Annotated in this window: 7 protein-coding genes; 4 read left to right on the forward strand and 3 right to left on the reverse strand. The window is 43.8% G+C overall.

The features are described from left to right. A partial coding sequence (locus tag VK541_RS01355) for an arylesterase (protein ID WP_324366150.1) occupies positions 1–557 on the forward strand: 557 nt, incomplete at its 5' end. A 176-nt stretch (positions 558–733) separates the two neighbouring features. Next, positions 734–2,053, forward strand: coding sequence for a sorbosone dehydrogenase family protein (locus VK541_RS01360; RefSeq protein WP_324366152.1), 1,320 nt, complete (start codon positions 734–736; stop codon positions 2,051–2,053). 410 nt (positions 2,054–2,463) lie between these two features. Here VK541_RS01360 and VK541_RS01365 read toward each other — a convergent pair whose 3' ends face one another. Continuing rightward, positions 2,464–3,831 (reverse strand): hypothetical protein, encoded by a 1,368-nt coding sequence (locus tag VK541_RS01365; RefSeq protein WP_324366154.1) that lies wholly within the window; start codon positions 3,829–3,831, stop codon positions 2,464–2,466. A 216-nt stretch (positions 3,832–4,047) separates the two neighbouring features. Between VK541_RS01365 and VK541_RS01370 the strand changes: the two genes are divergently transcribed. Both VK541_RS01370 and VK541_RS01375 read left to right on the forward strand, forming a co-directional pair. Beyond that, the gene (locus VK541_RS01370) at positions 4,048–5,238 is read left to right on the forward strand and encodes an ATP-binding protein (protein ID WP_324366156.1); all 1,191 of its coding nucleotides are present in this window, start codon (positions 4,048–4,050) and stop codon (positions 5,236–5,238) included. A 364-nt stretch (positions 5,239–5,602) separates the two neighbouring features. Beyond that, the gene (locus VK541_RS01375; RefSeq protein WP_324366158.1) at positions 5,603–6,427 is read left to right on the forward strand and encodes a hypothetical protein; all 825 of its coding nucleotides are present in this window, start codon (positions 5,603–5,605) and stop codon (positions 6,425–6,427) included. 69 nt (positions 6,428–6,496) lie between these two features. Here VK541_RS01375 and VK541_RS01380 read toward each other — a convergent pair whose 3' ends face one another. Both VK541_RS01380 and VK541_RS01385 read right to left on the reverse strand, forming a co-directional pair. Further along, positions 6,497–6,907 (reverse strand): BrxA/BrxB family bacilliredoxin, encoded by a 411-nt coding sequence (locus VK541_RS01380; RefSeq protein ID WP_324366160.1) that lies wholly within the window; start codon positions 6,905–6,907, stop codon positions 6,497–6,499. 153 nt (positions 6,908–7,060) lie between these two features. Further along, positions 7,061–7,911, reverse strand: an 851-nt coding sequence (locus tag VK541_RS01385; RefSeq protein WP_324366162.1) for a hypothetical protein, incomplete at its 5' end; no start/stop codon positions are given.

Consider the following 7,911-nt stretch of genomic DNA (forward strand, 5'->3'; position numbering starts at 1 on the left):
GTGCAAAACAGCAAAATATCCTGTTTTTCGGGACCAGCCTTACCGCCGGTTACGGCGTGGACCCGACTGAAGCCTACCCCGCACTCATTCAGAAAAAAATCGATTCTTTACACCTGCATTACAAAGTGATCAATGGCGGACTGAGCGGCGAAACCTCTGCCGCCGGAAAAAACAGGATCGGCTGGCTGCTGAAACAGCCCATAAGCATCTTTGTGCTGGAGCTCGGCGCCAATGACGGCCTGCGAGGCCTTCCTCTTGCAGAAACCAGGGCCAATCTGCAGGCGGTGATCGACAAGGTCAAAAAGAAATACCCGAAAGCCCAAATGGTGATGCTCGGTATGCAGATGCCGCCAAACCTCGGCGCTGCCTATACCGCAGAATTTAAAGCCCTGTTCAGCGACCTGGCCGGCAAAAACAACATGACCTATGTTCCATTTCTACTGGATGGCGTTGGCGGTGTAAGCAAACTCAACCAGCAGGACGGCATCCACCCAACCGCCGAAGGTCATCAGATCCTCGCGCAAAATGTCTGGTTGAAACTGCAGGGAATTTTATAACAGCAGATTTTTCCGTATTTACAGTTTGAGCGTCCCTTAAATCTTAATTTTTAGAGGATTAATCAATTTCTTAACCAGCTTTTAAACATCCTGCGAGATTAGGTGTTATGATTAAAACGAAGAACAGGTTCATGAACATAACCTTTTCTTTGAAAATGAAATCTAGCCTTATCAAAATGAAACCATCATTCCTTTTCCTTGCAGCAATACCCTGCATACTGGCCTGCAACAGCAATTCCAAAGATGAAGCATCGGCCACCGATACAGTCACTATGGATACCACAGCAACCGGCTCCATTGCCCTCCCCGCACCAGATACCAATGCCGCAATGACCAAATTCAGCAAAGTGATCGGCTGGCCTGAAGGCAAAACCCCAACCGCACCTGATGGCTTTACCGTCAGCAAATATGCCAGCAATTTTAAAAGCCCCCGCAATATCTATGTAGCCCCCAATGGGGATATTTTCGTCGTACTGAGCAATTCTGAACGTTCCCTCAAAGAAAAAGTTGTCGGTGCCATCACCGGCAAGACCAAAGCAGAAGTAACGGGCGAAAGTGCCAACACCGTCGTCCTCCTCCGGGATGCCAACAAAGACGGCGTAGCCGAATTACAGACCAATTTCCTCGGCGGTCTGAACCAGCCTTACGGCGTACTGATCATTGGTGATTCCTTTTACGTAGCCAATACCGACGGACTTTGGAAATATCCTTATAAAACCGGCGATACCAAAATCACCGCTTCCGGCACCAAAATTCTTGAACTGCCCGCAGGCGGCTACAACAACCATTGGACCCGCAACCTGATCGCCAACGCAGACAACTCCAAAATCTATATATCCGTGGGATCGGGCAGCAATGCCGGCGAGAACGGCATGGAAAACGAGATCCGCAGGGCGGCTATCCTGACCGTAAATCCAGACGGCACCGGTGAAACGATCTACGCCAGCGGACTCAGAAATCCGGTAGGCATGGACTGGGCGCCAGCCTCAGATGTATTATGGACCTCAGTAAACGAGCGTGACGGCCTTGGCGACGACCTGGTTCCCGACTACATCACCAGCGTTAAAAAAGGCGGCTTTTACGGCTGGCCATATTCTTATTTCGGCAAGAACGAAGACCCCAGACTAAAAGGACAAAAACCTGACCTGGTCGCTGAGGCCATCGTGCCGGACGTGGCCGTTGGTGCACATACCGCATCTCTGGGCCTGGCCTTTTACAAAGGCACTAAATTTCCTGAAGAATACCGCAGTGGCGCCTTCATCGGGCAGCACGGTTCCTGGAACAGGTCTGCATTGGCGGGTTATAAAGTAGCTTTCGTGCCCTTCAAAAATGGCAAACCCAGCGGGGTGCCCGAAGATTTTCTGACCGGCTTCATCGCCAATGAAGAGAAAGGTGAAGTATACGGCAGACCGGTCGATGTCGCCATAGCACCCGACGGGGCGCTACTGGTTGCGGATGATGTGAGCAGTACGGTATGGAGGGTAGCGGCGAAATAACGGGGAAATTAGAATAACCTTAATCTGTTTGACATTAATATGCAAATGACACTCGCTAGAAGATAGGGTAAAAACACAACTGCAAACAGGTTAAACTGCACATGCAGGTCGATATACACCTCCGGAAGGCTTTTATTATTGCTTTTCAGTAAATAAATCACCACTGGAAATAATGCATATACGGTCAGGGTCGTAATGATCAATAAAGCACTGTTCCCTTTAACCTTAACCAGAGTAGAGATTACTATTCCAACAAAAGGAAAAAAAACGAGGATGCAAACTGCCCTTAAGATAACAGAGGTTATGATCACGCTGCCAGCGTTGTGCTGAATAAAATTTATAACCAGATTTATAAAAAAATCAACACCGATTAAAAATAAGGTATATATGGCCAGTTTCTTTAGCATTTCTTAATCTCCCCCGCAGCCCCCGCATCCGCCACCATCCCCGCCCCCACAGGAGCTGGAACAGCCTGAACTGCAGGAAGAACCGGAGCCAGCATCCGGATTTCGTTCCGCATAACTATGCAAAGGCACAAAAGCTGCGACAAAAACGGCGGCTCCCATTGAAAAATAATTCCACTCCCAGTCATGATCAACAGGTCTCTCAGCAAGGATGTTTTCCTGATAATACTCTGGTAAGGTTGTTGAGCCGATCAATACTTTTAACTTGTATAAATGCCTTATCCCAAGAACAATGTAAATGATAACGATGAAAATGATGAAGACAACAGGCTTGTCTCTTATGATACCAGTCGCAACTCTGACGAGCCCCAGCATCAGCACAAGCGAAAGCACAGTAAAATTAACCGCAAAAAGACGAATAAAATATACAGACCTGCTGAAATACTTTTTAAAAGCTTCCATGGCGCGCTCTGTTTTATGAAAAGCGGGTTTTAACACCAATCGCTTAAATAATACCGGATATTCCGTACTTACTTCCTCCCCGATGGTCTCCATGACGCAAAACTCAACCGGGCCATTGATGGCCGAAAAATCTTTTACAGCCAGTTTCCCTTCCGGACTTATTGAAATCTTTTGCTCCGCAACCATGTTATTAACTACCCCATGAACAACATCTGAGAGCTCGCTCCTTTTAAGATATACCAGTTCAAGTGCAGACAAATTGAACAGAAACGACGACTTGTCAAATCCGTTGACCAGGGCTGTTAATCTTGACCTGTTATAACGCCGCAGCACAATAAGACTACAAAATAGGATTGCCATATAGCCCATTGAAAAATAGGGATTCTGAATATGAATATACAGCGGGCGAAGAAGGAAGTAAAGTGCAAAGACAGCGGGTATCAGCGGCAACACTCCTAAGCTCAGCAGTTTCCAAACCGTAAGGGCGGACTTCTTTAGCATTAAAGGCTCATAGATATCCGAAAACTCCCAGAACTCTGCAGGCTGTGAGCCAAAGTTTTCAGCGTAAAGCCTCTGTGTCCTGTCCTTTGCCAGCTTAAATTTAGAAGATTCATTTTTGTTATGGGTTGAAGGAATATGCGCGATCTTCTTTCCAAGAAGTGTACAAAATGCATCATAAGACTGACTAAAAATCAAATGCTGGTGCCAGACGACATCTACAATCTCCGAAGGTGATACCATAAATTCTGAGGTTGCAGCCAGATACATAAACTTCTTGTACTCTAGAATTGCACCTTTTGCAAAATTGACTGTCCAGCCATTCTCATGTTCAAGCCTCGTAGAAAAACCATACTCACTCACCGGATGATCGAGATCAAAATCAACAATACTATTCCAGAGCGCTGTGTTCATTTATGCCATTTTTGACTGCATTAAATTAGTAATTATTTCAGACATCCGCTCCACTCTTTCTAAATAAACCAAAAAGGGAAATAATTTAACATAATGTTTTAATATTAATTCTCTTCTCATTTAATCATATTTTGCTTTATTTAAAAAGCATTATTAATAAATAATGCTTTTTAAATAAAGCAATTTTTAGTATTTTTGTTAAAAATAATAAGCAATATGGAAGGCCTGTTCGAAAAATCTTATCAAAAATTATTACGAGTGCCGACAGAGTTTAAAAGATACCTGGCAGACGAAATTGATTGGAGCAGCCGGCTGATCGGCATAAAAGGTGCCCGGGGAGCGGGAAAAACAACTTTAATGCTACAGTATGCGAAATTACACTTGCCTCAAGGCAAAGAAACTTTGTATACCAGTTTAGATAGTCTATATTTTACAGACCATACATTGGTTGATCTCGCTGATCAATTTGTCATGCAGGGCGGTAAATTTCTTTTGTTGGACGAAGTACACCGGTATGCAAACTGGTCTCAGGAAATTAAAAACATTTATGATGACCAGCCGGACCTGAAGATCATCTTCACAGGCTCTTCAATTATGCACATCAATAAGGCCAAAGGCGATCTGAGCAGACGGGCGGTTATGTATGAACTCGCCGGACTTTCATTCCGGGAATACCTCAACTTCACACAGGGCACTACCCTTAAAGCGATAAACTTTAACGATTTGATGAGTACGCATACCTCGATAGCAATGGATATGATAGCAACTATGCGTCCTTACGAACATTTTGACAATTACCTCAAATACGGCCATTATCCATATTTTTTGGAGAATATCGGTTTATATCCCCAAAAACTCGCTGAAACTATATCACTTGCCATCAACATTGACCTGCCTGCTTTTCATGACATCAGCTATAAGAGTATAGAAAAGATCCGTTTGTTGTTGCACATCATCGCAGAGTCTGTTCCCTTTAAACCCAACATTTCAAAACTAAGTGAGCGCATCGACCTTAGCCGCAACAATCTTGTTCTGTACATCAAATATCTGGAAGACATAAGGATCATAAGGGGCCTGTATCCGGATACCAAAGGAATCGGTCTGCTGCAAAAACCCGAAAAGATTTACCTGCACCATCCAAACCTGCAGTACGCGCTGGCCAATGAACAAAGTAATGTTGGCAATATGCGTGAAAGCTTCTTTATTAATCAAATTGGCAAACTTGGTCCCGTTACGTACACAGCTGAAGGTGATTTTTCATTCAAAAATTATATTTTTGAAATTGGCGGAAAAAATAAAACAAACAAGCAGATAAAGCATATTGAGAATTCTTTTGTGGCTGCGGATGAGATTGAGATAGGCCACAATCATAAAATTCCATTATGGATGTTCGGCTTCCTCTACTAAAGCGGAAACCTTTCCTGCTTATCTTTTTTATTCCAATCCAAAACCACATCAGGAAACATTTTTATTAAAAAGATGATTTTAGTGCGCTTGTTAATATACTTTTTCTCCAAATCTCCTTATCTTTAATCAACCGTAAATAACTCCTAAATTATTCTTGTTTGACACCCGGCTGTACCCGGCTTTGTACTCGTTCGCACTGAGTGCACAGTGAGTGCACCCTGAGTCCACGGTGAGTGCACCTTTTTTCGGTAAAAAGGTGCACTCAGTATGCATTCACAGAACTGTGACGCTTCACTCAGTAAAACCGGATAGAAACCTGAATAAAACCCGGAGTTATTTACGAACTAACTTATATAAAAAAACTATGGGCAAATTCGATGGAAAACACATCAGGGGATTGGTGGGTCCTCTTGTCCTCAAACGAGGCACTAAAAATGGGGACATCATTCAAACAAAACCTGCAAAGGTAAAACAAACTAAAGCTACAAAAGTTGCCGGAAAATCATTTGGTCAGGGCAGCACATTAGCAGGGGTCATCAGACATGATTTAAGGCAAATTACCCTGAAAAACTACGACGGCGACATGGTCAATGATTTTGCCAGCCCGATTCGTGATGTGCTAAAACAATGTTTCAATAAAGAAACCGGGCAATATTCCTTTGAGGAAGACAGCTTTGCCCGTCTATCGGGTTTTGAATTCAATCCAAAATCATTATTGATCAACAGCCTTTTGGCCACGCCTGAAATGACCCTAACCGGGAATTTACTTAAAATTAGCCTGCCGGAATTTGAAGTTCCGGAAAAGTTCAAATTCCCCCAGGGGAGCAATGTCTGCGCACTTACCGTTGGGTTATCGATGATTGCGCTGCATGCAGGGCTAAATATAAATGTCCCTGCCGAGACCATGGAGATCACTATGGAAGAACATACTGTTCCGCCAAGTGAATTTGAATTTGAGGTAAGTGAAGGCTGCCTGTGTGTGACGGCCATTGCGCTGAAATACTATTACCTGTATGAAGGCATCAAAACAGTTTATAACTCGAAAGCTTTTCATCCCGCAGCGATATGCGGGGCCATCATTACCCCCGGAACCTTTATCGTGCCGCCGCATTCTATCAAAATTGGAAATAAGACAATTATGACAAACTGGAGAACAGCAGGCAAGATAAAACTATCTGCGGCAGAATGAAACAAAAAAAGAGGAACCTTCCAATTGGAAAGCTCCTCTTTTTAAGATTTTACGATAAAGTAAACCCGACTAGCAATACTGCTCAAACGCACCGATCAAACTGTCAGCGATCATTTGTGCCGGACGGCCTTCAATCTGGTGACGCTCGATCATGTGTACCAGCTTGCCGTCTTTAAACAAAGCCATTGATGGTGATGAAGGCGGGAAAGGAATCATATAACCTCTTGCCCGGTCTACCGCATCTTTTTCCATACCTGCGAAAACGGTCACCAGTTTATCCGGATGTTTTTCGTTTGCTGCTGCCAGCCTTGCTGCCGGACGTGCGTTTGCTGCTGCACAACCGCATACTGAGTTTACGACTACAAAAACAGTTCCCTCACCAGTGATGGCCTGATCAACTTCCTCCGCTGTTTTCAATTCCTCAAAACCTACTTTGGTCAGTTCTGCACGCATTGGCTCAACTAAATATTCTGGATACATATGTTTAATATTTTATATTTTTTCCTCTATGAGTGTACAAAGGTACTGTACCCGTAACTAGCATCAAAGCATTGGCGGTAAGACAAATATAGTTTTGACCTTTAAATTACTTTGCAAAGCAGCGGAAAACAGGAACTCATTTCCTCCGGGCCCTTATTTTTTTGCTTTATTTTTCTTTCCAAACTGTCTTGGGTAGTAGGAGATCGTGGTCATAAAATATTGTTTCAGCACATTTTGGGTACCTATGGTAAAACTGTTAGAATTTCCGTAATTGATCACACTGGTATTCTGGCGGAGCAGATCGAGTGCAGAAAATTTAAATTCTGCGTTATTGCCTTTTAAGAACCTGTAGACCGCGCTGGCGTTCCAGATGGTGAAATTTACATCTTTAGCGTTTGACGAGGAGCTGTTGTTGAAACTCACATTGCTGTACAGCGTAAACCTTTTGGTCACATTATAGCTTGTACTGAGGTTGGTCCCAAGGTTCTTGCCGCTGTACTGCGTATTGAAAGCTTCCTGTTTGGACTGATAGGTGGAATAAGACTGCCCGAGCGCAACAGCAAGATAGCTTTTGTAAGTATAGTTGACATTTGCACCGGAATTTGTATTCAGGTTACTTGAAAAAGTAAACACATTGTTGGTGTATCCGGGATTTTTATTGGCGTTGACATAGCTGTTCAGACTGAACTGGAGTTCTGAGGATTTTAACTTAAAAGCCTTTCTGACGCTCCCGTTAAAATTAATGTACTTGTGCCCGTCAGCATTGACCAGGAACACCGTGCGCCGGTTCTGGTCATCAATCAAAAGGCTGTCCACAATATTGTCTTTTACAAGACCCGCGGACATACGTAAGTTGTAATTAAGCGTGTTTTTATTGGTCTGGTCATAATGGTTTAAGCTAAAGGCGATTTCCTGCCGCACTGCGGCTCTGAGGTTAATATTGCCCCTTTGCAGGTAATACAGGTTGGTGCTGTCGGTGAGTGGTGCCAGCTGCTGTATATTGG

The organism is Pedobacter sp., assembly GCF_035317785.1.
Classification (GTDB): Bacteria; Bacteroidota; Bacteroidia; order Sphingobacteriales; family Sphingobacteriaceae; genus Pedobacter.

Coding starts and splice junctions, on each gene's coding strand:
- VK541_RS01360 (WP_324366152.1), top strand. CDS start 734: ATGAAACCATCATTCCTTTTCCTTGCAGCAATACCCTGCATACTGGCC.
- VK541_RS01365 (WP_324366154.1), bottom strand. CDS start 3,831: ATGAACACAGCGCTCTGGAATAGTATTGTTGATTTTGATCTCGATCAT.
- VK541_RS01370 (WP_324366156.1), top strand. CDS start 4,048: ATGGAAGGCCTGTTCGAAAAATCTTATCAAAAATTATTACGAGTGCCG.
- VK541_RS01375 (WP_324366158.1), top strand. CDS start 5,603: ATGGGCAAATTCGATGGAAAACACATCAGGGGATTGGTGGGTCCTCTT.
- VK541_RS01380 (WP_324366160.1), bottom strand. CDS start 6,907: ATGTATCCAGAATATTTAGTTGAGCCAATGCGTGCAGAACTGACCAAA.